Source organism: Streptomyces sp. NPDC058240, from assembly GCF_042882135.1.
In the GTDB taxonomy this organism is placed as follows: domain Bacteria; phylum Actinomycetota; class Actinomycetes; order Streptomycetales; family Streptomycetaceae; genus Streptomyces.
Window position 1 is genome coordinate 396,040 of record NZ_JBHVWT010000003.1, and the last position, 26,518, is coordinate 422,557.

Annotated in this window: 27 protein-coding genes; 11 read left to right on the top strand and 16 right to left on the bottom strand. The window is 70.6% G+C overall.

Going from position 1 to position 26,518, the window contains the following annotated elements; genetic code table 11:
• Positions 1–117 precede the first annotated feature (117 nt).
• The gene (locus tag ACFVX4_RS09635; RefSeq protein WP_389973753.1) at positions 118–633 is read right to left on the bottom strand and encodes a carboxymuconolactone decarboxylase family protein; all 516 of its coding nucleotides are present in this window, start codon (positions 631–633) and stop codon (positions 118–120) included.
• A 47-nt stretch (positions 634–680) separates the two neighbouring features.
• Here ACFVX4_RS09635 and ACFVX4_RS09640 point away from each other — a divergent pair, with 47 nt between their 5' ends.
• Entirely contained in the window at positions 681–2,084 is a 1,404-nt protein-coding gene (locus tag ACFVX4_RS09640; RefSeq protein WP_389973756.1) for a PLP-dependent aminotransferase family protein, read from the top strand.
• A 4-nt stretch (positions 2,085–2,088) separates the two neighbouring features.
• Here the strand turns inward: ACFVX4_RS09640 and ACFVX4_RS09645 are convergent, their stop codons facing one another.
• On the bottom strand, positions 2,089–2,952 hold the full coding sequence (locus ACFVX4_RS09645) for a hypothetical protein (protein ID WP_389974019.1): 864 nt from the start codon (positions 2,950–2,952) through the stop codon (positions 2,089–2,091).
• A 126-nt stretch (positions 2,953–3,078) separates the two neighbouring features.
• Here ACFVX4_RS09645 and ACFVX4_RS09650 point away from each other — a divergent pair, with 126 nt between their 5' ends.
• Complete coding sequence (locus ACFVX4_RS09650; RefSeq protein WP_266415265.1) at positions 3,079–3,354, top strand: hypothetical protein; 276 nt, start codon at positions 3,079–3,081, stop codon at positions 3,352–3,354.
• Between the two features lie 266 nt (positions 3,355–3,620).
• Here ACFVX4_RS09650 and rocD read toward each other — a convergent pair whose 3' ends face one another.
• Complete coding sequence (rocD, locus tag ACFVX4_RS09655) at positions 3,621–4,826, bottom strand: ornithine--oxo-acid transaminase (RefSeq protein WP_389973759.1); 1,206 nt, start codon at positions 4,824–4,826, stop codon at positions 3,621–3,623.
• Between the two features lie 140 nt (positions 4,827–4,966).
• Between rocD and trpS the strand changes: the two genes are divergently transcribed.
• Positions 4,967–5,980, top strand: coding sequence for a tryptophan--tRNA ligase (trpS, locus tag ACFVX4_RS09660; protein ID WP_389973762.1), 1,014 nt, complete (start codon positions 4,967–4,969; stop codon positions 5,978–5,980).
• Between the two features lie 112 nt (positions 5,981–6,092).
• On the top strand, positions 6,093–6,680 hold the full coding sequence (locus ACFVX4_RS09665; RefSeq protein ID WP_389973765.1) for a 2'-5' RNA ligase family protein: 588 nt from the start codon (positions 6,093–6,095) through the stop codon (positions 6,678–6,680).
• Between the two features lie 43 nt (positions 6,681–6,723).
• Here ACFVX4_RS09665 and ACFVX4_RS09670 read toward each other — a convergent pair whose 3' ends face one another.
• On the bottom strand, positions 6,724–7,593 hold the full coding sequence (locus ACFVX4_RS09670) for an SDR family NAD(P)-dependent oxidoreductase (RefSeq protein WP_389973767.1): 870 nt from the start codon (positions 7,591–7,593) through the stop codon (positions 6,724–6,726).
• Between the two features lie 64 nt (positions 7,594–7,657).
• Positions 7,658–9,007 carry an FAD-binding protein gene (locus tag ACFVX4_RS09675; RefSeq protein WP_389973770.1) on the bottom strand — a complete coding sequence of 450 codons (1,350 nt, stop codon included), beginning with the start codon at positions 9,005–9,007 and terminating at the stop codon, positions 7,658–7,660.
• Between the two features lie 142 nt (positions 9,008–9,149).
• Here ACFVX4_RS09675 and ACFVX4_RS09680 point away from each other — a divergent pair, with 142 nt between their 5' ends.
• A complete protein-coding gene (locus tag ACFVX4_RS09680; RefSeq protein WP_389973772.1) occupies positions 9,150–10,079 on the top strand; it encodes a YihY/virulence factor BrkB family protein in 930 nt (309 codons plus the stop codon).
• On the opposite strand, the gene ACFVX4_RS09685 is transcribed toward ACFVX4_RS09680, so the two are convergent.
• Complete coding sequence (locus ACFVX4_RS09685; RefSeq protein ID WP_389973775.1) at positions 10,027–11,280, bottom strand: D-alanyl-D-alanine carboxypeptidase family protein; 1,254 nt, start codon at positions 11,278–11,280, stop codon at positions 10,027–10,029. The genes ACFVX4_RS09680 and ACFVX4_RS09685 overlap by 53 nt on opposite strands.
• Before the next feature lie 121 nt (positions 11,281–11,401).
• Here ACFVX4_RS09685 and ACFVX4_RS09690 point away from each other — a divergent pair, with 121 nt between their 5' ends.
• The 3 genes from ACFVX4_RS09690 (at position 11,402) to ACFVX4_RS09700 (ending at position 14,743) form a co-directional block, all read left to right on the top strand.
• Positions 11,402–11,647 (top strand): SCO4848 family membrane protein, encoded by a 246-nt coding sequence (locus ACFVX4_RS09690; RefSeq protein ID WP_093549020.1) that lies wholly within the window; start codon positions 11,402–11,404, stop codon positions 11,645–11,647.
• A gap of 53 nt (positions 11,648–11,700) precedes the next feature.
• Positions 11,701–12,999 (top strand): metallophosphoesterase, encoded by a 1,299-nt coding sequence (locus ACFVX4_RS09695; RefSeq protein ID WP_389974022.1) that lies wholly within the window; start codon positions 11,701–11,703, stop codon positions 12,997–12,999.
• Between the two features lie 187 nt (positions 13,000–13,186).
• The gene (locus ACFVX4_RS09700; protein ID WP_389973778.1) at positions 13,187–14,743 is read left to right on the top strand and encodes an ABC transporter substrate-binding protein; all 1,557 of its coding nucleotides are present in this window, start codon (positions 13,187–13,189) and stop codon (positions 14,741–14,743) included.
• 115 nt (positions 14,744–14,858) lie between these two features.
• On the opposite strand, the gene ACFVX4_RS09705 is transcribed toward ACFVX4_RS09700, so the two are convergent.
• The 4 genes from ACFVX4_RS09705 to ACFVX4_RS09720 form a co-directional block, all read right to left on the bottom strand.
• Complete coding sequence (locus ACFVX4_RS09705; RefSeq protein ID WP_389973781.1) at positions 14,859–15,593, bottom strand: TetR family transcriptional regulator; 735 nt, start codon at positions 15,591–15,593, stop codon at positions 14,859–14,861.
• A gap of 23 nt (positions 15,594–15,616) precedes the next feature.
• Entirely contained in the window at positions 15,617–16,051 is a 435-nt protein-coding gene (locus ACFVX4_RS09710; RefSeq protein ID WP_389973784.1) for a thiol-disulfide oxidoreductase DCC family protein, read from the bottom strand.
• Positions 16,052–16,056: 5 nt separating this feature from the next.
• Positions 16,057–16,488 carry a hypothetical protein gene (locus ACFVX4_RS09715; RefSeq protein WP_389973787.1) on the bottom strand — a complete coding sequence of 144 codons (432 nt, stop codon included), beginning with the start codon at positions 16,486–16,488 and terminating at the stop codon, positions 16,057–16,059.
• Positions 16,489–16,555: 67 nt separating this feature from the next.
• On the bottom strand, positions 16,556–17,782 hold the full coding sequence (locus tag ACFVX4_RS09720) for an MFS transporter (protein WP_389973790.1): 1,227 nt from the start codon (positions 17,780–17,782) through the stop codon (positions 16,556–16,558).
• Between the two features lie 88 nt (positions 17,783–17,870).
• On the opposite strand from ACFVX4_RS09720, the gene ACFVX4_RS09725 reads away from it, so the two are divergent.
• Positions 17,871–18,380 carry a MarR family winged helix-turn-helix transcriptional regulator gene (locus ACFVX4_RS09725; RefSeq protein ID WP_389973793.1) on the top strand — a complete coding sequence of 170 codons (510 nt, stop codon included), beginning with the start codon at positions 17,871–17,873 and terminating at the stop codon, positions 18,378–18,380.
• 233 nt (positions 18,381–18,613) lie between these two features.
• On the opposite strand, the gene ACFVX4_RS09730 is transcribed toward ACFVX4_RS09725, so the two are convergent.
• From ACFVX4_RS09730 to ACFVX4_RS09755, 6 genes are all read right to left on the bottom strand, one after another.
• Complete coding sequence (locus tag ACFVX4_RS09730) at positions 18,614–19,213, bottom strand: hypothetical protein (protein WP_389973796.1); 600 nt, start codon at positions 19,211–19,213, stop codon at positions 18,614–18,616.
• 177 nt (positions 19,214–19,390) lie between these two features.
• On the bottom strand, positions 19,391–20,149 hold the full coding sequence (locus ACFVX4_RS09735; RefSeq protein ID WP_329818763.1) for a succinate dehydrogenase iron-sulfur subunit: 759 nt from the start codon (positions 20,147–20,149) through the stop codon (positions 19,391–19,393).
• The gene (gene sdhA / locus ACFVX4_RS09740) at positions 20,149–21,903 is read right to left on the bottom strand and encodes a succinate dehydrogenase flavoprotein subunit (RefSeq protein ID WP_389973800.1); all 1,755 of its coding nucleotides are present in this window, start codon (positions 21,901–21,903) and stop codon (positions 20,149–20,151) included. The genes ACFVX4_RS09735 and sdhA overlap by 1 nt, the downstream gene beginning before the upstream one ends.
• A 29-nt stretch (positions 21,904–21,932) precedes the next feature.
• Positions 21,933–22,409 carry a succinate dehydrogenase hydrophobic membrane anchor subunit gene (locus ACFVX4_RS09745; protein ID WP_389973803.1) on the bottom strand — a complete coding sequence of 159 codons (477 nt, stop codon included), beginning with the start codon at positions 22,407–22,409 and terminating at the stop codon, positions 21,933–21,935.
• Between the two features lie 5 nt (positions 22,410–22,414).
• Positions 22,415–22,795, bottom strand: coding sequence for a succinate dehydrogenase, cytochrome b556 subunit (gene sdhC / locus ACFVX4_RS09750; protein WP_072486591.1), 381 nt, complete (start codon positions 22,793–22,795; stop codon positions 22,415–22,417).
• A gap of 206 nt (positions 22,796–23,001) precedes the next feature.
• Entirely contained in the window at positions 23,002–23,520 is a 519-nt protein-coding gene (locus ACFVX4_RS09755) for a 2-oxo-4-hydroxy-4-carboxy-5-ureidoimidazoline decarboxylase (protein ID WP_389974025.1), read from the bottom strand.
• A 298-nt stretch (positions 23,521–23,818) separates the two neighbouring features.
• On the opposite strand from ACFVX4_RS09755, the gene ACFVX4_RS09760 reads away from it, so the two are divergent.
• Together ACFVX4_RS09760 and ACFVX4_RS09765 are read left to right on the top strand one after the other, a co-directional pair.
• Complete coding sequence (locus tag ACFVX4_RS09760) at positions 23,819–25,426, top strand: glycoside hydrolase family 20 protein (RefSeq protein WP_389973805.1); 1,608 nt, start codon at positions 23,819–23,821, stop codon at positions 25,424–25,426.
• A gap of 153 nt (positions 25,427–25,579) precedes the next feature.
• Entirely contained in the window at positions 25,580–26,410 is an 831-nt protein-coding gene (locus ACFVX4_RS09765; protein ID WP_389973808.1) for a DUF4328 domain-containing protein, read from the top strand.
• The last annotated feature ends 108 nt before the right edge of the window (positions 26,411–26,518 follow it).

The following is a 26,518-nucleotide window of genomic DNA, read 5'->3' on the forward strand; positions in this document are numbered from 1 at the left end:
GGGGGGGGGGGGGAGGGGGGGGGGGAAGGGAAGAGGAGAGGGGGAGCGTGGGGGGGGGGGGGGGGGGGGGGGGGTGGGGGGACGGCCTTGCCGGGCCGGCCCGGCAGGCCCGCCGGGTCAGTGCTTGATGTCGCCCGACTTGTAGTGACCGGGGACCATACGGGTGGTCACGGCGAAGCGGTTCCAGGCGTTGATCGTCGTGATCGCGGCGATGAGATGGGCGAGCTCGGTCTCGTCGAACTGCTTCGCGGCCTTCTCCCAGACCTCGTCCGGCACGAAGCCGTCGGTCAGCACCGTCACCGCCTCGGTCAGCTCGATGGCCGCGATCTCCTTGGGCGTGTAGAAGTGCTGCGACTCCTCCCACGCGCTGAGCTGGACGATCCGCTCGATGGACTCACCGGCCGCGAGCGCGTCCTTGGTGTGCATGTCGAGGCAGAACGCGCAGTGGTTCAGCTGCGAGGCGCGGATCTTCACCAGCTCCGCCAGGACCGGGTCGAGGCCCTTACGGGATGCCGCGTCCAGCCGGACCATGGCCTTGTAGACATCGGGGGCCAGCTCGGCCCAGGGCTGCATGCGCGGGGCGTGCTCGGGGTTGAGGCCGGTCGTCGGGTGGCTGTGGTCGTTCGTCGTCATGGCTACGACGTTACGGGGTGGATGGCGCAACGGTATGGTCCATTTCTGTGACAGACTCATGGGCCACTTTCGGTGCCGACCTGCATCTCGAAACGACCGGTGCGACAGGGCTGCGGGCCGGACTCATGGACGCCCTGCGCGAGGCCGTACGGACGGGGCGCCTGGTGCCCGGCACCCGGCTGCCGTCGTCCCGGGGCCTCGCCGCCGACCTCGGCATCGCCCGGAACACCGTCGCCGACGCCTACGCGGAACTGGTCGCCGAGGGATGGCTCACCGCCCGGCAGGGCTCGGGCACCCGGGTGGCGCAGCGGGCCGAGCCGCGCACCCCGGCCGCCAGGACCACGCGGGCGCGGGCGGTGCGGTCCCGGCCCGCCCACAACCTGCTGGGCGGGTCGCCCGACCTCTCGACGTTCCCGCGCGCCGACTGGCTCAAGGCGTCCCGGCGCGCACTGGCGGCTGCGCCCAACGACGCCTTCGGATACGGCGATCCGCGCGGGCGCATCGAGCTGCGCACCGTGCTCGCCGACTATCTGGCACGGGCCCGCGGGGTGTACGCGGACCCGGAACGGATCATGATCTGCGCCGGTTTCGTGCAGGCGCTGAAGCTGATGGGGCCGGTGCTGCGCAAGCGGCGGGTGCGGGAGGTGGCCGTCGAGTCGTACGGACTGGACGTGCACTGGAACCTGCTCACGGACGCCGGGCTGCGGCTGCCCTGCCTCCCGGTCGACGGACTCGGGGCGAGGACCGGGGAACTGGCCGGTCTGCGCGGCGTGGGCGCGGTCCTGATGACGCCCGCGCACCAGTTCCCGACGGGGGTGCCGCTCCACCCCGACCGGCGGGCCGCGGCCGTGGACTGGGCGCGCGGCACGGGCGGGCTGATCCTGGAGGACGACTACGACGGCGAGTTCCGCTACGACCGGCAGCCGGTCGGCGCGCTCCAGGGCCTCGACCCCGAACGCGTGGTGCACCTGGGCACGACGAGCAAGTCGCTGGCACCCGGGCTGCGCCTGGGGTGGATGGTGCTGCCGGAGGCGCTGGTGGGGGAGGTGTCCGAGGCCAAGGGGATGAGCGACTGGTCGTCCAGCGCGCTGGACCAGCTGACGCTCGCGGAGTTCATCGCGTCGGGCGCGTACGACCGTCATGTGCGCTCGATGCGGCTGCACTACCGGCGCCGCCGCGACCAGCTCGTCGCGGTACTGGCGGAGCGGGCCCCCGGTGTCCGGATCAGCGGCATAGCGGCCGGGCTGCACGCCGTGCTCGAACTGCCCGAGGGCAGCGAGGCGTCGGTGCTCCGGTCGGCGGCGTGGCAGGGGCTGGCGCTGGAGGGGATCTCGCGCTTCCGGCACCCGGAGGCGGCGCCGGGCCGCGACGCGCTGGTCATCGGCTACGGAACACCCACCGACAGTGCCTGGGCGGGCGCCCTGGACGCACTCTGCCGGGTGCTGCCCTGAGGTCCTACGCGCCCTGGATGCGTTCGGGGGCGGCCGGATCCGGGGCGTCCGCCGGGGCCTCGCCGAACCGGGCCAGGGCCAGCGCGCCCGCCACCGCCACCACGAAACCGGCGACCGCCAGCCACTCCAGGCCCTCGCGGGTGCGGTCGCCGAGCCAGACGACGCCCACCAGCGCCGGGCCGATCGTCTCGCCGAGCACCATGCCGGCCGTCGCCGTCGTCACCGAACCGCGTTGCAGGGCCGAGGTGAGCAGCAGGAACGCCGAACCGCCGCCCAACAGCAGCGCGTACGCGGCGGGGTTGGCGAGCAGCGCCGACGGCGACACGTCGTCGATCAGCCGGACCGTGACCTCCACCACCCCGAAGCCGCATCCCGCGCCGAGACCCAGCACGAGCGCCCGCGGCTTCTCCGGGAGCCGCCCGGCCGCGGCGCCGATCAGCAGAACACCGAGGGCGATCCCCAGCATCCACCAGCCCAGGGCCGCCGAACCGGTGCCGTGGCCCTCACCGCCGGAGGCGAGCCCCAGCATGCCGAGGCCGGCGCAGACGACGCCGACCGCGGACCACTCGACGGCGCTCAGCCGCACCTTCAGCAGCCGGGCGGCGGCCACCGCGGTCACCGCGAGACTCGCGGCCAGCGCCGCGCCCACCGCGTAGATCGGCAGCGCGCGCAGGGCGACGATCTGGAGGACGAAACCGCAGCCGTCCAGGGCGAGTCCGGCGATGTATCGCCACTGGCGAAGGGCGCGCAGCAGCAGCGCCGGATCGACCCCCGCGTCCGACCCCGGCTCGGCGGCGGCCCGCGCGGCGACGGCCTGGAGGACCGAGGCGGTACCGAAGCAGACGGCGGCGCCGAGCGCGCAGATCATCCCGAGAAGCACAGGGGGACTCTACTTGGGGACGTTCGGTGTCCCCGCTTCCAGCCGCACCCGGCGGCCCTTTGATCTGACGAATGGCCACACTGGCTTGATTCGTATGGCGGGGGAGACGGAAACATGGCAACACGCAGGCTGAGGTCGAGCACCGTGGTGCTCGGCGGCATGGGAGTGCTCGCGGCGATGATCACCTCCTGCGGTTCGGAGCCGGACAAGCGGTGCGTCGACCCGCTGACCCAGGACAGACTGCCGAGCTACGAGTGCAAGAAGAGCGACGGCAAGGGTTCGTACTACTACGGCGGCAGCAGCAAGAACGGCAAGGTGCAGGGCGGCAGTTTCAACAAGTCCGCGGTCGAACGCGGCGGCTTCGGCTGCTCGGGCACCGGCGGCGGCTGACCGGCATGGAACGCCGCACCATGCGGCCGCGCCCCGACTGGCAGCGCACGGTGGAGGAGCAGCGGTACGACGGCGGCAGCGGGCCGACGCGGGCCTCGGCCTCGCGGATCAGTGCCTCCGGTACGGCGGACGCGGGCCCGCGGCCGAAGCCCGGTGCCCCTTCGACCAGGTCCCGCAGCAGTGTCAGGTCAGGTCTCACGGGACGGAGTCTGCCAGGGCGGGCCGCCGGACAGGCCCCGGGCCTGCCCGGCGAGCGGGTGCGGGGATCAGCCGCGCAGGACGGCGCGGAGCTGTTCGAGGCCCCAGTCCAGGTCCTCCTTGCTGATCACCAGCGGCGGGGCGATCCGGATCGTCGAGCCGTGGGTGTCCTTGACCAGCACCCCGCGGCCCATCAGCTTCTCGGAGATCTCCCGGCCCGTGCCGTGGCTCGGAGCGATGTCGACCCCCGCCCACAGCCCGCGGCCGCGCACCTCCTCCACCGCGCCGCCGCCCACCAGCAGCCGCAGCTCCTGGTGCAGGTGCTCGCCCAGCTCGGTCGCCCGCTGCTGGAACTCGCCGGTGCGGAGCATCGCGATGACCTCCAGCGCGACCGCGCAGGCCAGGGGATTGCCGCCGAATGTCGAACCGTGCTCACCGGGCCGGAACACCCCGAGCACGTCCTGCGACGAGACCACCGCCGACACCGGCACCACACCACCGCCCAGCGCCTTGCCGAGCACGTACATGTCCGGCACGACCCCCTCGTGCTCGCAGGCGAAGGTCCTGCCGGTCCGGCCCAGGCCCGACTGGATCTCGTCCGCGATGAACAGCACGTTCCGCTCGCGCGTGAGCGCGCGCACTCCGAGGAGATAGCCCGGCGGCGGCACCAGCACCCCGGCCTCGCCCTGGATCGGCTCCATGAGCACCGCCACGGTGTTCTCGGTCATCGCCTCCCGGAGCGCCGTGAGATCCCCGTACGGCACGATCTCGAACCCCGGTGTGTACGGGCCGAAGTCCTCCCGTGCCTCCTGGTCCGTGGAGAAGCTGATGATCGTCGTCGTCCGGCCGTGGAAGTTGTTGGCGGCGACGATGATCTTCGCCATGCCGTCCGGGACGCCCTTCACCCGGTAACCCCACTTGCGGGCCGTCTTCACCGCGGTCTCCACGGCCTCCGCACCCGTGTTCATCGGCAGCACCGACTCCATGCCGCACAACTCGGCGAGCTGCGTACAGAAGTCGGCGAACCGGTCGTGGTGGAAGGCGCGCGAGGTCAGGGTCACCCGCTCCAGCTGCGCCTTGGCGGCGTCGATCAGGCGCCGGTTGCCGTGACCGAAGTTGAGCGCCGAGTAGCCGGCGAGCATGTCGAGGTAACGACGGCCCTCGACATCGGTCATCCAGGCCCCGTTCGCCGTGGCGACGACGACGGGCAGCGGATGGTAGTTGTGCGCGCTGTGCGCCTCGGCGGAGGCGATGGCGGTTTCCGTGGCAGACACGGGATCTCCGTTCGTCGTGCGGCGTGGGCGGGGTGGTGCCCACTTTGTATCGTCGGTCGGATCCGTGGTGAGGAAACCTGTGTTTTGCGGCGCGCCAGGCCGGTCGGGGGTCGCCGCCCGCACCTGAGACAATGAGTTCCATGGCCTCTGAACGCCCCCGCGTGCTCTCCGGAATCCAGCCCACCGCAGGCTCGTTCCACCTCGGCAACTACCTCGGTGCGGTCCGCCAGTGGGTGGCGCTGCAGGAATCCCACGACGCCTTCTACATGGTCGTGGACCTGCATGCGATCACCATCCCGCAGGACCCCGCGGAGCTGCGCGCGAACACCAGGCTCGCCGTCGCCCAGCTCCTCGCCGCCGGTCTCGACCCGGAGCGCTGCACGCTCTTCGTCCAGAGCCATGTCCCCGAGCACGCCCAGCTCGGCTGGATCATGAACTGCCTCACCGGCTTCGGCGAGGCGTCGCGCATGACGCAGTTCAAGGACAAGTCCGCCAAGCAGGGTGCCGACCGCACCACGGTCGGTCTCTTCACGTACCCGATGCTGATGGTGGCCGACATCCTGCTGTACCAGGCCGATCAGGTCCCGGTCGGCGAGGACCAGCGCCAGCACCTGGAGCTGACCCGCAACCTCGCCGAGCGGTTCAACGGCAGCTACGGCGACACGTTCACCGTGCCGGACCCGTACATCCTCAAGGAGACGGCGAAGATCTACGACCTCCAGGACCCGTCGGCGAAGATGAGCAAGTCGGCGCCGACCCCGAAGGGCCTGATCAACCTCCTGGACGAGCCGAAGACCACCGCCAAGAAGGTGAAGAGCGCGGTCACCGACACCGACACGGTCATCCGCTTCGACCGGGCCGAGAAGCCCGGTGTCAGCAATCTGCTGAGCATCTACTCGACACTGACCGGGACCGGTATCGCGGATCTGGAGCAGAAGTACGAGGGCAAGGGCTACGGTGCGCTCAAGACCGACCTCGCCGAGGTCATGGTCGAGTTCGTCACACCGTTCCGTACCCGCGCCCAGGAATACCTGGACGACCCGGAGACGCTGGACTCGATCCTGGCCAAGGGCGCGGAGAAGGCCCGTGCCGTCGCGGCCGAGACCCTGGCCCTGACGTACGACCGGATGGGCTTTCTGCCCGCGAAGCACTGAGTCCAAGGACCCTGGCGGTTTCGCGGCCGCAGGCGTCACACTGGCGATGGGAAGCCGAACCGGTCGGTGGCCGAAAGTAGGCCACTGACCATCGAGGATTGAGGAGGACGACGTGGGGACCGTAACGCTCGGCGTTTCGATCGCGGTCCCGGAGCCCTACGGCAGTCTGCTCCAGGAGCGGCGCGCGAGCTTCGGGGACCCTGCCGCGTACGGCATTCCCACTCACGTCACCCTTCTCCCGCCGACCGAGGCCGAGGCGGCCGACCTGCCCGCGATCGAGGCGCATCTCGCCCAGATCGCGACGGGCGGCCGACCCTTCCCGATGCGGCTGTCCGGCACCGGGACCTTCCGTCCCCTCTCGCCGGTCGTCTTCGTCCAGGTCGTCGAGGGCGCCTCGGCCTGCACCTGGCTGCAGAAGCGGGTCCGGGACGCCTCCGGGCCGCTGGTGCGCGAGCTCCAGTTCCCGTACCACCCGCACGTGACCGTGGCGCACGACATCGCCGAGGAGGCGATGGACCGGGCGTACGCGGAGCTCGCCGACTACGAGGCGTCCTGGAGCTGCGGTTCCTTCGCGCTGTACGAGCAGGGTTCGGACAGCATCTGGCGCAAGATCAACGAGTTCCCGTTCGGCGCCGGGAGCGGGGCGTCCGCCGTGCCCGCGCAGGGCGGCTCCTCCGTTGACGAGCCCTCCCTGCACTGAGCACCTCCCCGGCGACCGGGCCGAGCGCCCCGGCGCCCCCGGTTCAGAGCGGCAGCCGCCTGAACAGCGGGCGCGGCACATGCCGCAGCGCCGACATCACCGCACGCAGCGACCCGGGCACCCACACCGTCTCCGAACGCCGCCGCAGCCCCGTCACGATGGCCTCCGCGACCGCGTCCGGAGTCGTGGTGAGCGGCGACGCCTCCAGTGGCGCCGAGGCGAACCGGGCCGAGGCGGACCGTGCCGCGGTGATCCGTGAGGGCGCGAGCAGGGCCGCCCCGCCCCGGGCCGCCGGTGGCGTGGCCGGTGCCGCCGGCACCGTTTCCGCGGCCGGCTCCGGCCGTACGACGCCGGGGCGCACGACCATCACATGCACACCCGTCCCGTGCAGCGCGTCACCCAGCCCCTGCGTGAACGCGTCCAGCCCCGCCTTGCTGGACCCGTAGATGAAGTCGGCGCGGCGGACGCGTTCGCCCGCCACCGAGGACAGCACCACCAGCGAGCCGTGCCCCTGCGCCTGGAGCGCGCCGGCGCACACCAGGCCGGCGGAGACCGCCCCCGTGTAGTTGGTCTGGGCGACCCGGACCGCGGAGAGCGGTTCCTCCTCGTCGCGCCCCTGGTCGCCCGCGATGCCGAAGGCGAACAGCACCATGTCGATGTCGCCCTCGGCGAAGATCGCGCCGAGCGTGGTCTCGTGGGACGCGGAGTCGAGGGCGTCGAAGTCGACCGTACGGACGTCGGCGCCGCGTGCGCGCAGTTCGGCGGCGGCCGCGTCGAGGGCGGGGGAGGGGCGTCCGGCCAGCCGGACCGTGCGGGTCCGCAGGGCGATCAGCCGCCGTGCGGTGGCCAGGGCGATCTCCGAGGTGCCGCCGAGGACGAGCAGGGACTGCGGGGCTCCGAAGGCGTCCTTCACGGGAACACTCCTTGCAGGCGTAGGGAGTCGGGGGTGGGATCGGGAGGGCGGAGGACGGCGGCGGTCAGAGCGACAGCCGGCGCGACAGGTCGGAGCGGAAGGCCCCGCCCGGGTCCAGCTCGGCGCGCAGCGACCGGAAGTCGGCCAGCCTCGGATACATCGCGGTCAGCAGCTCCGGCCGGAGCCGGGAGTCCTTCGCCAGGCAGACCCGGCCGCCGGCCGCCGCCACCTCCTCGTCCAGCGAGTCCAGGAACCGGGCCAGGCCGGGCAGGGCGGCGGGCAGGTCGAGGGCGAGCGTCCAGCCGCGCATCGGGAACGACAGCCAGCCCGGGTCGCCGGCGCCGAACCGCTTGAGCACGGCGTTCGACGTCGGGCAGCGCCGCTGGGAGATCCGGCCCACGATCCGGCGCAGCACCTCCTCCTGGCCGGGTCCGACGACGAACTGGTACCGCACGGATCCGGCCCGCCCGTGGACCCGGTTCCACTGCGGCAGGCCGTCCAGGGGGTGGAAGAACGCGCCCAGCCTCTGGAGTTCGCCGATCCGGTACCGGGGCGCGCCGCGGTACCGGAGCTCGTTGAAGAGGGTGGCCGGGGCGCCGCCGAGCAGTGCTTCCGGTACGAGGACGGGGGCGGCCGGCAGCGGCCCCGGGCGGAACGCGAGCGGTGTGCGCTGGGCGTGCGCCGGGAGCGCGTACCGGGGTACGTGCTCTCCTCGGGTGAGCACGGAGCGCCCTGTCGCCCGGCCGCGGGCGCGGAGATCGATCCAGGCGGCCGAGTAGCGGTAGCGGTGGTCCCCGGCACGGAGCCGCTCCAGCAGGTCGTCCAGATCGACGGCGCGTTCGGTGTCGACCGACATCCACGAGCTGGTGACGCGGTGGCACCGGAGCGTGGCCGAGAGGATCACACCCGTCAGACCCAGGCCGCCCGCGGTCGCTTCGAAGAGACCGGTGCCGGGCCGGACCGTACGGATCTCGCCCTCTGCGGTCAGCAGCTCCAGCTCCTGGACGTGCCGGGAGAAGGAGCCGGAGCGGTGCTGGTTGTGGCCGTGGATGTCGGCGCCGATCGCGCCGCCCACGGTGACGTAACGGGTCGTGGGCGTGACGGGGACGAACCAGCCGAGCGGCAGCAGGACTTCCATCAGCCGGTGCAGGCTGACCCCGGCGTCGCAGACCACGAGTCCGGCCCCGGCGTCGACGGTGCGGATCCGGTTCAGCGCGGTCATGTCGAGGACGGAGCCGCCCGCGTTCTGGGCCGCGTCACCATGGGCCCGGCCGAGGCCCCGGGCGATGGAGCCGCGCGGTCCGCAGCCGCGTACCGTCGCCGCCGCCTCCTCGTACGAACGGGGGCGGAAACGCAGGGCGGTCGTCGGGGCGGTGCGGCCCCAGCCGGTCAGGGACACGGTGTCGACAGACATGACGGTGACCGTATCGCCCGAGAAAACCCTTTCGAGGTATTTGTTACAACACTCACCGAAATGGGTGATTGAGGACGCGTCAGTCCGTACGGCAGCAGGGCCCGGTGCCGGTTTTCCGCGCCCGGGAGGGTAGTCGTACGTCATGGACTGGCTGAAAAACCTCCCCGTCATCGGGCCGATCGTCTCCCGGCTGATGACGACGCACGCCTGGCGCTCCTACGAAACGCTGGAGCGGGTCCACTGGGCCAGGCTGGCCGCCGCGATCACCTTCATCAGCTTTCTGGCGCTCTTCCCGCTGATCGCGGTCGGTGCGGCGATCGGTGCCGCGCTGCTCTCCACCGAGCAGCTCCACAAGATCGAGGACAAGCTCGCCGAGCAGGTGCCCGGCATCTCCGACCAGCTCGGCATCGACAACCTGGTGACCCACGCGGGGACGGTCGGACTGGTGGCCGGTGCGCTGCTGCTCTTCACCGGTATCGGCTGGATCGGCTCGATGCGGGACTGCCTGCGTGCCGTCTGGGGCCTGGACGATGTGGGTCTGGGCAATCCGGTCCTGCGCAAACTCAAGGACGTGGGGCTGCTGTTCGGCCTCGGTGGGGCGGCGCTCGCCACGTTCGCCGTGTCGTCGGTCGGCTCCGTCGCCGTCGGCTGGGCCGCCGATCTGCTGGGCATCTCGGACCGGGGTGCGGGCGGTGTGGTGCTGCGGGTGGCCGCCATGGTCGTGGGGGCGCTCGCCGGCTTCCTGCTGCTGCTCTATCTGCTGACCCTGCTGCCCGGGGTCGAGCCCCCGCGGCGCAGGCTGCTGGTCGCCGGGGTGATCGGCGCGGTCTGTTTCGAACTGCTCAAGCTGCTGCTCGGCAGCTATATGCAGAGCGTGGCGTCGAAGAGCATGTACGGCGCCTTCGGAGTGCCGGTCGCGCTGCTGCTGTGGATCAATTTCTCGGCGAAGCTGCTGCTGTTCTGCGCCGCCTGGACGGCGACGCAGAACAGCGAGGACACCGGGGAGGCGCCCGAAGCCGTCAGCGGCGAGGAAGGCGGCGCATCAGGTCCGGCAGCGGCCAGCGCCGGTTGACCAGGAACACCCCGCCGGCCAGCAGCACCAGGACGCCTCCGGCGATGCCCAGCGCGATCCCGACGCCCCCGCCGCCGCCCTCGGCCGCGGCGGCGGCGGCCTTCGCGGTCTGCGCGGGGCCGTTCCGGCCCTCGCCGTTGCCCTGCTCGGCCGCGGGGCCCTTCCCGGTTCCGGTGGTGGCGGACTTCGGGGGCACCAGTTCGCCGACCGGGGTCACCTTGCCGCTCGCGTCGAAGCCCCAGTCGAGCAGGTCGGCGGCTTCGTCGTAGACGGCGTGGGGCTTTTCGGACGACGGGTTCATGACGGTGACGAGCAGCACCTTGCCATTGCGTTCGGCGACACCGGTGAAGGTGTTGCCGGCGTGCGTGGTGTAGCCGTTCTTGACGCCCGCGATGCCCTTGTACGGCTTGACGCCGCCCGCGCCCGTGAGCAGCTTGTTGGTGTTCTGGATGCCGAAGCTCTCGCGCTTCCCGTTCTTCTCCGCCCCGGGGAACTGCGCCTCGGCCGTCGAGCAGTACTCCCGGAAGTCCGCCTTCTGCAGCCCGCTGCGGGCGAACAGCGTCAGGTCGTACGCGCTGGAGACCTGGTCGGGCGCGTCGTACCCGTCGGGCGACACCACCTTCGTGTCGAGGGCCTGCAACTCCTCGGCGTGCGCCTGCATGGCGTCGACGGTCTTGGGGACGCCGCCGTACATCGCGGACAGCACATGCACCGCGTCGTTGCCCGACCGCAGGAACACCCCGAGCCACAGGTCGTGGACCGTGTAGGTGAGCTTCTCCTTGACGCCGACCAGGCTGCTGCCTTCGCCGAGATCGGCGAGATCCTCGTCCTTGACCGTGTACTTCTGGGTCTTCGGCTGCAGCGCGGGCATCACGGTGTCCGCGAAGAGCATCTTCAGGGTGGAGGCGGGGGGCAGCCGCCAGTGCGGGTTGTGCGAGGCGAGGACCTGGCCGCTCTCCGCGTCCGCGACGATCCAGGACCTGCCCGTGAGGTCCTTCGGCAGCACCGGGGCGTCCGGTCCCAGCTTGACCTGCGTGCCGGTCCGGCCCAGCAGTTCGCCGCCGACCTGGGACATCCCCGCAGGCGGCTTCGGCTGGTCGTCGGAGGTGTCCTTGCCGACCGCCGATGCCGGGCTGACAACAAAAGTGGACAACAAGGCGGCAGAGATGACCGTCAGTGCGGTCTTTTTTAGAGCAGGCACGGTCGGAAACGTACAGGTAGAAGATATGAAAATGGGTGCGGACGGCTTGACCCGCCGGGTGTACCGCCGGGACAGCCCACCCCGGGCGGCTTTGCCGGAGAGCGGCGGAGATACTGAGTCCATGAAGCTCAGCCGCCCCGTCTCCTGGTTCCTGCTCGCCTTCGGGGTGTGGAGCTGGTTCATCTGGATCACTTTCGTCAAGAACCTGTGGAAGGACGGCAGCGGACTCGCCTTCGACGACGCGGGTGACCCGACTGCGTACTTCTGGGTGCATCTGCTGCTCGCCATCACGTCCTTTCTCCTGGGGACGGCTGTTGGTGTGATCGGGTTCCGTGGCGTCAGGGCCCTGCGCCGCGAACGCGCATAACAGGCCGTACGACGGGCGGGGGAGAACAAGTGGCAGTGGCCGGTCTCGCGGTGATGGTGATCGTGGTGCTCGCACTGCTCGCCGGCGTGCACCGCTATCTCTGGCGCCGCCTCGTCGGTGACACGACGGCCGAGGGCGGCGTCCTGCGCACGGCCGGCACGGTGGCCGCGTACGTCCTGCCCCTGCTGAGCATCGGCGCGCTGGTCTCCGGCCGCACCGGTGCGCCCTTCTGGCTCCAGCGGGTGCTGGCCTGGCCGGGCTATCTGTGGCTGGCCGCCGTGCTGTACCTGACGCTGGCGCTGCTGGTGGGGGAGGCGGTACGGCCGGTTCTGCGCCGGGTGCTCGCGGGCCGGGCGAAGGGCGCGGACGTGGCGTCAGCAGACGACGCATCCCCGGCAGATCGCCCAAATAGTACAAATCCCTTGAATCTCCCCTCGGATGCCGAGACTTCCGCTCCACCGGTTCCCGGTGCCGCCGCACCGGCCACCCTCGTCGCCGACGCCCCCGCCCCGCACCGTCCTGACGCCCCCACGCGGCGCCTGTTCGTCGCCCGCGCCGTCGGCGGTGCCGCCGCCGTCGCAGGGCTCGGCACGGTCGGCTACGGCACCTACGGGGTGCTGCGCGGGCCGCGGGTCAAGCGGATCACCGTCCCGCTCGCCAAACTGCCGCGCTCCGCACACGGCTTCCGGATCGCCGTCGTCAGCGACATCCACCTCGGTCCGATCCTCGGCCGCGCCCACACCCGGCGGATCGTCGACACGATCAACCGGACCCAGCCGGATCTGGTCGCCGTCGTCGGGGATCTCGTCGACGGAACCGTCGCCGACCTCGGGCCGGCCGCGGAGCCGCTCGCCCGGCTGAGTTCCCGGCAGGGGAATTTCTTCGTCACCGGTAATCACGAGTACTACTCCGGCGCCGCCCAATGGGTCGACCAGGTGAGGGAATTGGGTCTTCACCCACTGGAGAACGCCCGGGTCGAGATCGGCGGATTCGATCTCGCGGGCGTCAATGACGTCGCCGGGGAGAGCGAGGGGCAGGGCCCCGACTTCGACCGCGCGCTCGGCGACCGGGACCGTACCCGCGCCGCCGTCCTCCTGGCCCATCAGCCCGTCGTCATCCATGACGCCGTCGCCCACGGCGTGGACCTCCAGCTCTCCGGTCACACCCACGGCGGCCAGCTCTGGCCGGGCAACTACATCGCAGATCTGGCCAATCCCACGGGCGCCGGGCTCGACCGGTACGGCGACACCCAGCTGTACGTATCGCGGGGCGCGGGCGCCTGGGGCCCGCCCGTACGGGTCGGCGCGCCGTCCGACATCACCGTCGTGGAGCTCGCTTCCCTCCGGGCGTGACTCTCCGTCGACGACAGGTTCCGGACGTCCAGATGCACCCAAGGTTTCAACTGCCGAACAAAAGGCTATGAGTCACAGTTTTGCTCTTCCAGATGTGAAATTCGTGTGATTGGCTGATCGTGAGCATGCGGTGATGTGCGGATCTGAGCACAATGCCGAGGTGGGGCTGGTAAGGGAGAGCACGTCAATGCGGTCGGTCCGGCTACGGATTCTCGCGATTCTCGCGGTTTTGGTCATCGCAGGCGTCGTCGCCTGGCAGTTGCTTCCTTCGGACGAGGTGAAGAACGACCCGGTCGCGGTCGGCACGACCGACGTGGTCACCTCGCTCGACCCGGCGGGTGCGTACGACGCCGGCTCCTGGGCGATGTACAGCAACATCTACCAGTCCCTCATGACGTTCAAGTCCGGGGCGATCGTCCCCGAACCCGACGCCGCCGAGAGCTGCGGGTTCATAGGCCAGAAGCTCCAGACGTACCAGTGCAAGCTGCGTGACGACCTGACCTTCTCCAACGGCCGGAAGATCACGGCCGAGGACGTCAAGTACTCCATCGAGCGCATGATCAGGATCAAGACGGACGTCGGTCCGTGGATCCTGTTCCCGAGCCTCAAGAACGTGGTGGCCGACGGCCGTACCATCACGTTCAACCTCTCCTCGCGCGACGCGACCTTCCCGCAGAAGCTCGCCACCGGAGCCGGTTCGATCGTCGACCGCGAGTCGTACCCGCCGAACAAGCTCCGCAAGGGGAACACCGTCGACGGCTCGGGCCCGTACCTCCTGAAGTCGTACCGGCAGGGCGAGATCGCGGAACTGGTCCCCAACACCCTGTACCGGGGCGCGCTGAGCAAGACCGGTGTCCCGGTCACCGTGCACTACTACAAGAAGTCGGACGAACTCCAGGCCGCCTGGAAGGCCAAGCAGCTCGACGTCACGCACCGCGAACTGCCGCCGGCCACGCTCGCCGAGCTGAACCCCGGCGACCCCGACCTGCGCGTCACCGAGGCGGACAGCGCCGAGATCCGCAACCTCGTCTTCAACGTCCGGCCGAGCTCTCCGCTGGCCGACAAGAGGGTCCGGCAGGCCATCGCCTCGATCATCGACCGCGGGCCGCTGGTGAGCGGTATCTACAAGGGCACGGTCGAGCCGCTCTACTCGCTGATCCCGCAGGGCTACGTCGGGCACAGCACACCGTTCTTCGATGCCTACCCCTCGCCCGACCCCGAGCGCGCCAAGAAGCTGATGAAGGACGCCGGCGTGCAGACGCCGCTGAACATCAGCTTCGGCTACCGCGGTGGCGACGAGACGTACGCCAAGGAGACCGCGGAGCTCCGCCGCCAGCTGGAGGCCGACGGGCTGTTCAAGGTCACGGTCCACGCCGTCGACTGGATGAAGTTCCAGAAGGAGTACGCGGCCGGCAAGTACGACGCGTACACGGTCGGCTGGCTCCCCGACTACCCGGACTCCGACACCTTCAGCCAGCCGCTGGTCGGCCGCGACAACAGCCTTCACAACGGCTACTCCAACAAGAAGGTGGACAGCCTGATCAGCTCCACGCTGCAGTACAGCGACCGCGGGCGCACCGCGGCCGACTTCAAGGAGCTCCAGGCACAGGTCGGCGAGGACGTGCCGCTGGTCCCGCTGTGGCAGAAGAAGGACTACGTCGTCAGCACGACGGATGTCTCCGGCTCGCAGTACCTCTCGGACGGCACCGGTCTCTGGCGGCTCTGGGAACTGAAGCGGATCTGACGGTCCTGAGGTCCTGACGGTCTGTCGGACCGGATGGTTCTGAGGTCCGACGGACCGTCCGACCGGACGCGGGGCGGTCGTACCGGCGCTGCCGGCCGGCCGCCCCGCCGCGTTCCTAGTCCGATGCGCCGGGCCGGGCCGGCCCCCCGGGCTTCGCGGTGCCGGGGAGGAACTCCTCCAGCACGTCGTGGATCTGCCGCACCAGCGGCCGCAGCACCCGGAACCGGGAGAGCGCGATGGCGCGGGCGCCGATCGGGGCGGAGCGCTCGACCAGGCGGCGGCTGCGTCCGGTGTGCTCCGTCCGGTCGTACACCCAGTACAGCACCAGGCCCATCTGCATCAGCCACATCAACTGCGGCAGCAGCCCGGCCAGTTCGGGGTCGGTCTTGGTGTCCGACCCGGCCAGGCACCGCCGGTGGATGGAGATCGCCGCCTCGCGGGCCGCGACCGACTCCGCCGAGAACGGGCTGAGCGGGCTCTCCGGGTCGGCGGCGTTCTTGAAGAACTGGGCGGCGAAGCGGTGGTACGGCTCCGCCACGTCCAGCCAGGTGAGCAGGACCCCGCGCATGCGCACCGCGAGGTCCCGGTCGCCGTCCAGGACCGGCTGCACGGCCGCTGCGTGCTCGGCGGCGAGCCGGTCGTAGAAACCCTGGACGAGGTGCTCCTTGTTCGTGAAGTAGTAGTAGGCGTTCCCCACGGAGACGCCGGCCTCCTGGGCGATGGCCCGCATCGTCGTCTTGTCGTAGCCGCGTTCCTGGAAGAGCCGGAGCGCCGTTTCGAGGATGAGTGTGCGGGTCTGCTCGCTCTTGGGAGCCTTGGCTTCCTTCACGTCCTTCGCTTCCTTCACCACAGCCCCGAGGGTATCCGGCCCGGTCAGCCCTCGGATCCGGGGACCGTACAGGCACCGTCCCCGCCCCCCTCGCCGCACGGCGGAGCGGTCAGGGACCGGTACTTCGCGGCGGCGAGCACGGTGGCTCGGGCGAACGGGCGGCCCGCCGGGGTGGTCAGCCAGTGCGCCCTGGGCCGGTGCTCGGCCAGCGCCCAGAGGCAGACGATCCACGCGGAGGTCCCGCGGTAGATCTGCCCCCGGTCGCCGATCACCGTGATCTCGTCCAGCGTCCCGGCGTGGTCGAGCCCGGGGAAGCGGCGGCGTGCCTCCTCGGAGGCCGCCGGGACGAGGTCGAGCGGAACGAGCTGACGCTGCTTCATCAGCCACTGCCGCAGATGGAGGCAGAGCGAGCACCGCGCGTCGTACAGCACCGTGAGGCGTTCGACGGAGAGCCGCTGCCCGCCCGGTCCGTCCGTCATGGCGCTCAGGCCCTCGGGGCGGGCGCCGCCCACGGGCCGTTGCCCGGTCCCGTCCAGCCCTGCGGGGCCACGGGCGGGGTCTGCTCACGCTCCATCAGACCGCGGCGGCGGATCTTGTTGAGCACATAGACATTGCCGAGGTGCATCACACCGAGGACGAGCAGGACGACGCCGAGCTTCACCGACAGTGCCTCGAAGAGCCCGCGGGCGTCGGTGACGCCGTCGGAGTTCCTCAGGTAGAGGGTGACGAAGCCCAGGTTGACCAGGTAGAAGCCGACCACCAGCAGATGGTTGACGGCATCGGCGAGTTTCTCGTTCCCGTGCAGCACATCGGCGAGGAACACCTTGCCGTTGCGGCCGAGCGTGCGCGCGACCCAGACGGTCAGCGCCACGCTGATCAGCAGGTAGATGACATACGCGACAACAGTGAGGTCCATGCCCCACCCTCCCTTGAACGCGTTCAAAAGCAGTTGTCATGGACTGTAGACCTGCTTTTGAACATGTTCAAGCCGGAGTCGCGGCGACTTGCTCCGCCTGCCTGCCCGGCGCCCCGAAGCGCCGTACGCCCGGCACCGCCGCCGTCCCCAGGCAGGCCGCGCCGACCACCACCGCGGCCACGGTCAGGGGCACTTCGGCGCCCCAGGCCGAGGCCGCGAGCGGGGCCAGGGCGTAGCCGAGCGGCATCGCGCCGAGGGAGAGCAGCCAGTCGTACGAGGTCACCCGGGCCAGGGCGTGTGCCGGTACGGCGGACTGGACCGAGGTCTCCCAGGCCGGGCCGAGGAAGCCGAGGCCGGCCTGGGCGACGCCGTACGCGGCGATGGTGAGCGCGACGGGTGCGTGGGCGGCCAGCAGGCCGAGCGGCAGGGCGTACGTGGCGAGCCCCAGGTTGGCGACCAGGACCGGGCGGCGGGGGCGGGCCCGGCCGGCCAGCAGGGAGCCGAGGAGCAGGCCGACCGCGCCGGTCTGGAGGAGGGCGACCCAGACGCCCTTGCCGCCCAGCTCCCGGACGAAGAGCGCCGGGCCGACCGTCATCAGGACGGCCGCCGCGCCGTTCCAGGCGGCGTGTGCGATCAGGCTCGTCCAGTACCAGTCGCGGCCCCGGACCTCGCTCCAGCCCTCCTTGAGGTCGGTGAGCAGGGAGCGCCGGGGAATGGGCACGTGCCGGACCTTCATGGCGGACAGCAGCGCCGCGCTGACCGCGAAGCTCGCGCCGTCCAGTACGAAGGCCCAGCCCGGGCCCGCGGTGAGGACCAGGGCTCCGGCGAGGGCCGGGCCGCCGAGCCGGGTCGCGCTGTTGACCACCGCCATCAGCGAGTTGGCACGCAGCAGCCCCGATTCCGCCACGGTGCCGCGGATCAGCGGGGACACGGTCGGCATCGCGAACGCCCCGGCGGCGCCGCCGATCGCCTCGGCGACCGCGATCTGCCAGAGGGCCGGGGAGCCGCCGAGCAGCTCCGCGCCGACGAAGAGCTGGGTCACGCACCGTACGAGATCGGTGGTGAGCGCGACCGTACGGGCGTTGAAGCGGTCGCCCACGACGCCGCCCAACGGCAGCAGGAGCAGCTTGGGGACCATCGCGCAGCCGAGGACCAGGGCGAGTGCCCCGGTCGAGCCGGTGGCCAGATAGACGGCCAGGGAGAGGGCGGTGGGGATGGCGGCGTCGCCGAGGAGGGAGAGGGTGCGTCCGATGAAGAGCAGGCGGAAGGCGCGCGTGCGCAGGGGGTGCGGCATGCGCGAAAGTTATTTCGATACCGAATTATTCGTCAAGTGAAATATTCGATACCGAAGGTTACTTGGAGGCCAGGCGTAGGCTTTCCCCGTGAAGCGACGCGACTGGACCGACGGACATGTGGAGCGCTGGAAGCCCGTGCTTCCCGGCCTCGATCCCGATGTCGAGGGTGCGGTGACCCGCATGAAGAAGCTCTCCGTCCATCTGCGCCGGGTACGCGAACAGTCCCTGGTCGACTTCGACCTGGACCGCCAGGAGTTCGACACTCTCCACAAGCTGGCCGGACGCGGCGGGAAGGCGGCCCCTTCCGAGCTCGCCGCCGACCTCGATCTCGCGCCCGCCTCCGTCACCGGCCGGCTGGACGCGCTGGAGCGGCGCGGCTTCGTCCGCCGTACGCCCTCCACCACCGACCGCCGACGGGTCGACGTGGAACTCACCGACGCGGGCCGCTCGACCTGGCTGGGCGCGATGGACGTCCTCGGCCACGAGGAGTACCGGCTGCTCGGCGTCCTCGACAAGGACGAACGCACGCTGCTCAACGACATGCTGCGGCGCGTCATGGTGGTCGCCGAGGACCGGGGCGGCGCCGCCTGGGACTGAGAGCCTGTCGGGTGACCTCTGATCGGGCGGGCGCGGAGCCGCGGGCGCCCAGCGGGCCCCGTCGGCCGCCTCGGCCGGCCGGCCGTCGGGATCGGTCACGACGCGGCCGGCCGGCCCGGGGGTGACCCGGGCGCGGGAGCGGCTGCCGCCCGCCGGGCGGCCAGGTCGAGCGAGGCCCTGCCCGACATGCGGCGCAGCGAACCCGAGCCCTCGGGGCCCATCAACGCGGACCGTCAGATGCTCATCGCACGGGCCGTGTTGAGCTGGGCCATCACCATGGGGAAGGTGTCGGGGCCGAGCGCCGGGATCATCGTCGAGTGGTGCCGCCCGCCGCTGGTCACCGAGACCTGGACGAAGCCGGTCGTCTGCTTCTCCTTCATCAGGAGGAACAGCAGACCGACCAGACAGAACAGCGCGAAGACGATCGCGAGCACGATCCCCACCGTCGGGATCTTCTCCTCGGTGCGCGTCAGGTCGGTGGCCGTCCACACCGCGCCCTTGAGCGGCATCGGACCGGCCGGAGTCACGATCTGGTCCTGCATGACCGCGATGTCACCGAACGTCAGGACCGGCATACCGGCGCCCATCGGGGCGCCCGGCTGCTGCGGGAAGCCGTGACCGGGCATGGTCGGCTGGGCCGCGACGCCCTGGGGGTAGCCGTAGCCGGGGCCAAGCTGGGCCGCGGACTCGGGCAGCGGCTGCGGGTAGCCGTACGCGGGGGTGGCCGGGCCGGGGTGTCCCTGGCCGTCCGCGACGGTGGGCGGATTGCCCGGCTGCTGGGGAGCCGGCCCCCACTTGTATGAGTCGTCCGCGTACGGATTCGGATCGCTCAACGTTCCCCGCTCTCGATCAAGCCTGTGCGCCCCGGGCCCTGCTGCGCCGGTGGCGAACCGGTGCCCGGTTCCGCACGACCGTACCGCCAAGACCCGGACGGCGCAGCAAGAGGCCCCGCTTCCCGCAGTGTTCCTGCGGAGAACGGGGCCTCGATGCGGCTGCTGTGCCGGTGGGGGTCAGAAGCGGCGCGTGATCAGCGCCCGCTTGACCTCCTGGATCGCCTTGGTGACCTCGATGCCACGGGGGCAGGCGTCCGTGCAGTTGAAGGTGGTGCGGCAACGCCACACCCCGTCACGGTCGTTGAGGATCTCCAGGCGCTGCTCGCCGCCCTCGTCGCGCGAGTCGAAGATGAAGCGGTGCGCGTTGACGATCGCCGCCGGGCCGAAGTACTGGCCGTCGTTCCAGAACACCGGGCACGAGGACGTGCACGCGGCGCAGAGGATGCACTTGGTGGTGTCGTCGAAGCGCTCGCGGTCCTCGGCGGACTGCAGACGCTCACGGGTCGGCTCGTTCCCCTTGGTGATGAGGAAGGGCATGACGTCGCGGTACGCCTGGAAGAACGGGTCCATGTCGACCACGAGGTCCTTGAGGACCGTGAGGCCCTTTATGGCCTCGACCGTGATCGGCTTCTCCGGGTTGATGTCCTTGATCAGCGTCTTGCAGGCGAGCCTGTTCTTGCCGTTGATCCGCATCGCGTCGGAGCCGCAGATGCCGTGCGCGCAGGACCGGCGGAAGGTCAGGGTGCCGTCCGTCTCCCACTTGATCTTGTGAAGGGCGTCGAGCACACGCTCCTTCGGGTCGATCGAGATCTGGAAGTCCTGCCACTGGACCTCGTCGGAGACCTCGGGGTTGAAGCGGCGGATCCGGAGGGTGACCGTGATGTACGGGGAGGCGGCGGACTCCGCCTCGACCTTGTCCAGAATCGGGGTTGCCATCAGTACTTACGCTCCATCGGCTGGTAGCGGGTCTGGACGACCGGCTTGTAGTCGAGCCGGATCGACTCGGTGCCGTCGGCCGAGACCTCGCGGTACGCCATGGTGTGGCGCATGAAGTTGACGTCGTCGCGGTTCGGGTAGTCCTCGCGGTAGTGACCGCCGCGGGACTCCTTGCGGGCCAGCGCGGAGGTCGCCATGACCTCGGCCAGGTCGAGCAGGTTGCCCAGCTCGACGGCCTCCAGGAGGTCCGTGTTGAACCGCTTGCCCTTGTCCTGGATGGACACGTCGAGGTAGCGCTTGCGCAGCTCGGCGATCTTGTCGACGGCCGTCTTGATGGTCTGCTCGGTGCGGAACACCATCACATTGGCGTCCATGCACTCCTGGAGCTCCAGACGGATCGTCGAGACCCGCTCGGTGCCCGTCGAGTCGCGCAGCCGCTCGATCTGCTCCTCGACCATCTGCGCCGGGTTCTCGGGAAGCTCGACGAAGTCGTTCTTCACGGCGTACTCGGCGGCGCCGATGCCCGAGCGGCGTCCGAAGACGTTGATGTCGAGCAGCGAGTTGGTGCCCAGCCGGTTGGCGCCGTGCACGGAGACGCACGCGACCTCGCCGGCGGCGTACAGGCCCGGGACGACGGTGGTGTTGTCGGCCAGCACCTCGCCCTCGACGTTGGTCGGGATGCCGCCCATGGCGTAGTGCGCGGTCGGCTGGATCGGGATCGGGTCCGTGTAGGGCTCGATGCCGAGGTACGTACGCGCGAACTCGGTGATGTCCGGGAGCTTGGCGTCCAGCTGCTCCGGCGGCAGGTGCGTGAGGTCGAGGTAGACGTGGTCGCCCTCGGGACCGCAGCCGCGGCCCTCACGGATCTCCGTGTAGATGGAGCGGGACACGACGTCACGGGACGCGAGGTCCTTCATGACCGGCGCGTACTTCTCCATGAAGCGCTCGCCGTCCTTGTTGCGGAGGATGCCGCCCTCACCGCGGGCGCCCTCCGTCAGCAGGATGCCCATGCGCCAGATACCCGTCGGGTGGAACTGGAAGAACTCCATGTCCTCCAGCGGCAGGCCCCGGCGCCAGGCGGCGGCCTGGCCGTCACCGGTCAGGGTGTGCGCGTTGGACGTCACCTTGAAGAACTTGCCGGTGCCGCCGGACGCGAAGATGATCGACTTCGCCTGGAAGACGTGGATCTCACCGGTCGCCAGCTCGTACGCGACGACGCCGGCGGACTTCTTGACCCCGTCGACGTCCTGGAGCAGCAGGTCCAGGACGTAGAACTCGTTGAAGAACTCCACACCCTCCTTGACGCAGTTCTGGTACAGCGTCTGGAGGATCATGTGGCCGGTGCGGTCCGAGGCGTAGCAGGACCGGCGGACCGGGGCCTCGCCGTGGCTACGGGTGTGACCACCGAAGCGGCGCTGGTCGATGCGGCCCTCGGGCGTGCGGTTGAACGGCAGGCCCATCTTCTCCAGGTCGAGGACGGCGTCGATGGCCTCCTTCGCCAGGATCTCGGCGGCGTCCTGGTCGACCAGGTAGTCGCCGCCCTTGATGGTGTCGAAGGTGTGCCACTCCCAGTTGTCCTCCTCCACGTTGGCGAGCGCGGCGGCCATGCCGCCCTGCGCGGCGCCCGTGTGGGAGCGGGTCGGGTACAGCTTCGTGAGCACGGCGGTACGGCTGCGCTTCGTGGACTCGATGGCCGCGCGCATACCGGCGCCGCCGGCGCCGACGATGACGGTGTCGTACTTGTGGATCTGCATGATTTCCTCTGGTCCCTCTGGCCCGGCGCCTAGCGGATGTTCGGGTCGAAGGTGAAGATCACCAGCGTGCCCAGCAGGACGGTGAACACCGTGGCGGTGTACAGCAGCATCTTCAGCCAGAAACGGGTGTTCTCCCGTTCGGCGTAGTCGTTGATGACCGTACGGAGACCATTGGCGCCGTGCAGCATGGCCAGCCACAGCATCCCGAGGTCCCAGAGCTGCCAGAACGGCGAGGCCCAGCGGCCCGCCACGAAGGCGAAGCCGATCTTGGAGACACCGCCGTCCAGCACCAGCTGGATCAGCAGGTGGCCCAGGACCAGGACGACCAGGACGATGCCCGACAGGCGCATGAAGAGCCAGGCGTACATCTCGAAGTTGGTGCGCGAACCCTTGGGGGTCTTGCCGGTCCGCTTGCGCGGCGGCTCGATGACCGGGGCCGGGTTGTCGACGTCGTACAGGCCGACGCCCTCGACGGAGCCGATCGCGGCGGAGGACTCGGTGGACATTGGCCTCAGCTCCCGAAGACTTCGCGTACGGCGTGGCCGAGGACCGGGTACAGAGCCCCGACCATCAGCACGACCCAGATGCCCACGACCGACCAGAGCATCTGCTTCTGGTAGCGCGGGCCCTTGGCCCAGAAGTCCACGGCGACGATACGGAGACCGTTCAGCGCGTGGAAGAGAATGGCGGCCACCAGGCCGTATTCGAGGAGCGCGACGATCGGCGTCTTGTACGTGGCCACGACGTCGTCGTAGGCCTCGGGGGAGACGCGGACGAGAGCGGTGTCCAGGACGTGTACGAACAGGAAGAAGAAAATGAGGACACCGGTGACTCGATGAGCCACCCAGGACCACATGCCTTCCCGGCCGCGGTACAGCGTTCCAGCCGGCACGGAAGAACCCTCCGGGAGCGGGGATTGGGGCCGGCCGGCTTGACTGTCGGTCTGACCCGGCCGGGTACGGTCCACCGGCCCCGGCCATCGTAGCGACGGTTTGTCGGTTCGTTCGCGCGGGGGCCCGCGGTGTGATCAAAGTGGCAATCAAACAGGCACGGACGGGCTAGAAAAGGCTGCTCGCCCCGTCCGTCGAGCCCGTTCCGTTATGAACCCGATACCAGCTCGATGATGCGGCCCCGGGCGAGTCGGCGCATCTCGTCGGCGGTGACCACCCGTTCCTGGTCGGATTCATGGCCCAGCCTGGCCCGGATCCCGGCGAGCACCTGGTCCGGCTGTTCGGCCGGCTCCAGTCCGTCCACGCACATCACGAAGACATGGCCGAAGCGGCACTCGTACGCGGCGTGGGCGGCCCGCAGCGCGAGATGGGCGGAGTGCGGCGCGGCGTGGTGCAGACCGGGGGAGACCTCGACGGCGAGCGCCTCGGCGAGATCCGCCGGGGACAGGTCGTAGCCCGCCTCGTCGGCCGCGGCCAGCAGCGCGTCCAGGTCGGGATAGGGGCGGTGGGCGGTCAGCCGCTGCGCCCAGCGGTGGCTTCCGCAGCAGTCCAGCAGCGCCGCCTCGGCCTCGGCGGGCGGCACGGTGTTGAAGCGGTCGAGGCCCGGGGCGTGCGCGGCTCCGGAGCTCTGGACGGGTACGACCGTCCGGGTGGCCGGTTGCCGCAGTTGCTCCGGGAGGCCGGCGTGGGACTCGCTGGACCTGGACAGCGTGGGCTCCTCGGATCAGCGGCATCTGTGACCCTGGAGCAGGAAAGGACGGATGAGACCAGGCAGATGCGGGGTGAAGGGAGAGACGAATGTGCCTCAAAGGTAGCGAGGAGGGGCAACGGATGTCCGACAAATGCGCGAACTTCACCCGGACGGGAGAGTTACGGAACGCCTGATGGACCGTAATCAAAGGAGAATGCCCGGCTGTCCCACTGTTTCTGCCTTGTTTTCCGTAAACAACGGAGGTTTCTGACCGATGTCGCCCTCACGTGGCGCTCTCGTGGCCGGTGCGGTCCTCACCGCGGCGGCTGCCGCGACGATCGCCGTCGTCGTCTGGCCGGAAGGCTCCGACAGCGGACTCGCCGGCCAGGGGTCGGACGCCCGCACCCCCGCGCCCTCCTCGGCCGCCCCCTCGCCCACCCGGAGCTACCCGCTCTCCACCGCCCCGCGCACCATCCCCGCCGTACGGGAGCACATCGCGGCCCGCGGCCCCGGCTGGCGGCCCGGCCCGGACGGCGGGGTCGTCGTCGCCGAGGGCAGCGGGACGCTTGCGGACGAGGGACAGCTGCTGGCCAAGGAGCTGAAGATCCACTACCGGGGCGCCGTCCCCGCCCGCGCGGGCGATGTGGAGCTGGCCCTCGTCCCGGGCAAGGGCACACCGGAGTCGTACACCCTCGACGTCCACGACGGGCGGGTCAGGATCAGCGGACCCGACCAGGCCGGGGTCTTCTACGGGACCCGCACCCTGAAGCAGTCGGTGCGCGCCGACGGCGCGATGCCGGAGGGCGAGGTGCGCGACCGCCCCGACCGGCCGCAGCGCGGCCTCAACCTCGACATCGCGCGCAAGCACTACACCGCCGCCTGGATCGAGGACCGGCTGCGCGAGATGGCCGACCTCAAGCTCAACCAGCTCGGCCTGCACTTCTCCGACGACCAGGCCTTCCGCATCGAGTCCGACACCCACCCCGAGGTGGTGTCGCCGGAGCACCTCAGCAAGGCGGAGGTGCGGCGGATCGTCGGTCTCGCGTCCCGGCTGCACATCGAGGTCGTCCCGGAGATCGACTCGCCGGGGCATCTCGGCGCGGTGCTGCGGGCCCACCCCGACCTCCAGCTGCGCAATGTGTCGGGCACGCGCTCGCCCGGGTCGCTCGACATCTCCAACCCGGGCTCGGCGAAGCTCATCGACGAACTCCTCGGCGAGTACACCGAGCTGTTCGGCGGCGCGTACTGGCATCTGGGCGCCGACGAGTACCTCGCGCTGATGGCACGGAACCCGGCCGCCTCGTATCCGCAGCTGCAGCGGGCCGCCCAGCAGAAGTACGGAGCACAGGCCGGCATCAAGGACCTGACGACCGGCTGGCTGAACGACCGCGCGGCGGTGGTGCGCCCGCACGGCAAACGGCCCAAGGCCTGGAACGACGGCTTCTTCCGCGACGGGATCGTCCACGCCGACAAGGACATCGAGGTCGAGTACTGGACGGGCAAGGAGTACGGCGCCCGGCAGCCCGAGGAGTATCTGCGCGAGGGACGGCGCGTGGTGAACCTCAACGACGAGTTCCTCTATTACGTGCTCGGCCAGCCCAACAACTTCGTCTACCCGACGGGCGAGCGGATCTACGAACAGTGGACCCCGCTCGTCCTGCGCGGCACCCAGCCGGTCCCGGCGCGCTACTCCGGCCAGATCCTCGGCGGCCGGTTCGCGGTCTGGGGCGACCTTCCGCAGGCGCAGACTCCGGCGCAGGTGGCGCAGGGCATCCGGATGCCGCTGCGCGCGACCGCCCAGAAGCTGTGGGTCCCGGGCAAGCCGGCGCTGAGCTGGGACAGGTTCCGGGCCCTGGCCGCACGGATCGACGGGGCGGGCTGAGCAGGAATCCGCGTGGACGGCATCGGCGGGGCGGGCTGAGCGGAATCGGCGTGGACAGCGGGGTGGGCGGGGGCTAGGTTCCGCTTGCCGCGCGTTCCGGGGAGGGGCGCGCGTTCTCGCGCTCGCGCTCAGAACCTTGGGGGGTTCCACTTCATGCTCTGCTCCACCTGCCGTCTCAGACCGCCGGTCACCGCCGACGGACGCTGCCTGCTCTGCGCAGGCCCGGCCGGGGCGGCGGCCCCGATGCCGCCCGCCCCGGCCTTCTTCGCGCCGCAGCAGTACCTGCGCTCGCCCGAGGGGCTCGCGAAGGCCGTCGTCGTGCTGCTGGCGGTCGTCGCCGTGGCCGATGTGCTCGCCGTGGCGGCGGGGCTGAACACCCGCCGGGTGCTCGCGGCCGGGCCGGCGAACGACTTCGCGACGTACGACGAAGCGGCGGTGACCTTCGCGGACGATCTGTACGCGGCCGCGAGTTCGCTGCAGACCCTGGCGAACCTGGCCACCGGGGTCGTCTTCATCATCTGGTTCCGGCGGGTACGGCTCAACGCCGAGGTGTTCGACCCGAGCATGCAGTCGATGCGGCCCGGCTGGGCCGTCGGGGCGTGGTTCGTCCCGATCGGCAACCTGGTGCTGCCGCGCCGGATCGCGGGCGGCATCTGGACCGCGAGCGCCCAGACCAACACCGACGGCAGCCGGCGCACGGTCCCGGCCACCGTGATGAACCTGTGGTGGGGCGCCTGGGTCTGCTCGCAGATCATCAGCCAGTACACGGCCCGGCGGTACTGGGGGGCCGAGCAGCCGCAGGAAATCCTGGACACGACGGGCCTGTTGGTGGCGACCGACGCCTTCGACATCGTGGCCGCGGCGCTCGCCGTCCTCTTCGTGCGCAAGCTGACCCGGATGCAGGGGGAGCGGGCGGCCCTCGGCGTGTATCCGCTGAGCGCGCCGGGTCTGACGGAGCGCGCCCACTGGGGCCGCGCCCACTGAGCGATGCAATTCGGCCCTCGGCAGTGACGGTTTTGAGCCATCTGGCGCTGAACGCGGTAACAGGAAGCGCCTCGTCCCCATGTGCGCGCACGGGGGCGTGCCGACGGG